At 72.0% G+C, this 1,439-nt stretch carries 2 protein-coding genes; both read left to right on the forward strand.

Annotated features, from left to right (window positions below; all coding sequences use genetic code 11):
* Window positions 1–586, forward strand: a 586-nt coding sequence (locus tag AB0M20_RS43315; protein WP_364307305.1) for an NUDIX domain-containing protein, incomplete at its 5' end; no start/stop codon positions are given.
* The coding region (locus AB0M20_RS43320; protein ID WP_364307306.1) for a molecular chaperone DnaJ at window positions 583–1,439 on the forward strand (857 nt) is incomplete at its 3' end. The genes AB0M20_RS43315 and AB0M20_RS43320, both read left to right, overlap by 4 nt.

A 1,439-nucleotide genomic window follows, 5' to 3' on the forward strand; every position in this document is an offset into this window, starting at 1 on the left:
CTTCGTGCGGGACGAGACTCTCGACGACGCCGCGCTGCGCGAGCTCGCCGAGGAGACCGGGCTGCGACCCGGCGAGGACGTCCTCGAGCAGGTACACCTCGAGCAGCTGCGCACCTACGGCGACCCGGGGCGCGACCCGCGGATGCGCGTCGTCTCGGTTGCGTATCTCGCCTTCGCGCCGAGCCTCCCCGCCCCGGGGGCGGGATCGGACGCCGCCGGCGCGTTCTGGCAGCCCGTCGACGAGGCCGGCGAGCTGGCCTTCGACCACGCGGCGATCCTGGCCGACGGTCTCGACCGTGCCCGCTCGAAGCTCGAGTACACGCCGCTGGCCACCGCGTTCGTCGGCAGCGAGTTCACCATCTCCGAGCTGCGGGCGGTCTACGCCGCGGTCTGGGGCGAGGACCTACATGCCGGCAACTTCCACCGCAAGGTCCTGTCGGTGCCCGGCTTCGTGGAGAGCACCGGCGAGACCGCGGCGCGTGGCGGAGAGCGGGGCGGGCCCCGGGCGCGGTTGTACCGGGCCGGCGACGCGCGTCTGCTGCATCCGGCGCTGCTGCGACCGGCCCGGGAGGAGGGTGTGCGATGAACTTCGCCGAGGCGGTCCGGGCGATCGAGGAAGCGGACGTCTTCGCGGAGCTCTCGAACGGTCACGCGGGTGCTGCTTTTGTGGACCCCGCTGACGCGTACCGGAAGCTTTCGAAGATCGTGCATCCGGATGCCGCACCCGCGGCGCTGGGCGCGACCGCGACGCAGGCCTTCGCCAAGCTCTCCGCCCTGTGGGCGAATCGCGCCACGACGGCCGTGGCGGCCGGCGACATCGCGGATCTGCACGCGGTCGACGGCGGGCTGCTGAAAGTGCCGCGCAGTCACGCCGACAACGACCTGATGGAAGCGGAAGCGGCCGCCCTCAGAACACTGTGGACCGACGGTGATCCGCGGCATCGTGCCTATGCGCCGCGCCTGATCGAGTCCGTCACGCGCAGGGACGGGCGCGTCGTCAACAAACTCCAGCGGCTGCACGGATTCCTGACCCTCGCGGAAGTGTTGCGGCGGCGGCCCGGCGGGATCGATCCGCGCGACGCGGCGTGGATCTGGCGGCGGCTGCTGGTGGCGCTCGGCTGGGCGCATCGAGCCGGCCTCGTGCACGGCGCGGTCCTGCCCGCCCACGTGCTGATCCATCCCACCGAGCACGGCGTGGTGCTCGTCGACTGGTGCTACGCGGTGCGAACCGGCAATCGCATCCCCGCGCTGGTCGCCGAGCACCGCGCCGACTACCCGCCGGAGATCCCGCACGTCACGGCGGCCACCGACATCTACATGGCGACCGTCCTGATGGGACGGCTGATCGAGAACAAACCGAAGCCGGTCCAGAGATTCCTGGACGGCTGCCTCTACGACGCGCCGCGGATGCGCCCGCACGATGCCTGGGCGCTGCTGGC

Origin of the sequence: Actinoplanes sp. NPDC051633, from assembly GCF_040681735.1 — a bacterium.
Lineage (GTDB): Bacteria > Actinomycetota > Actinomycetes > Mycobacteriales > Micromonosporaceae > Actinoplanes.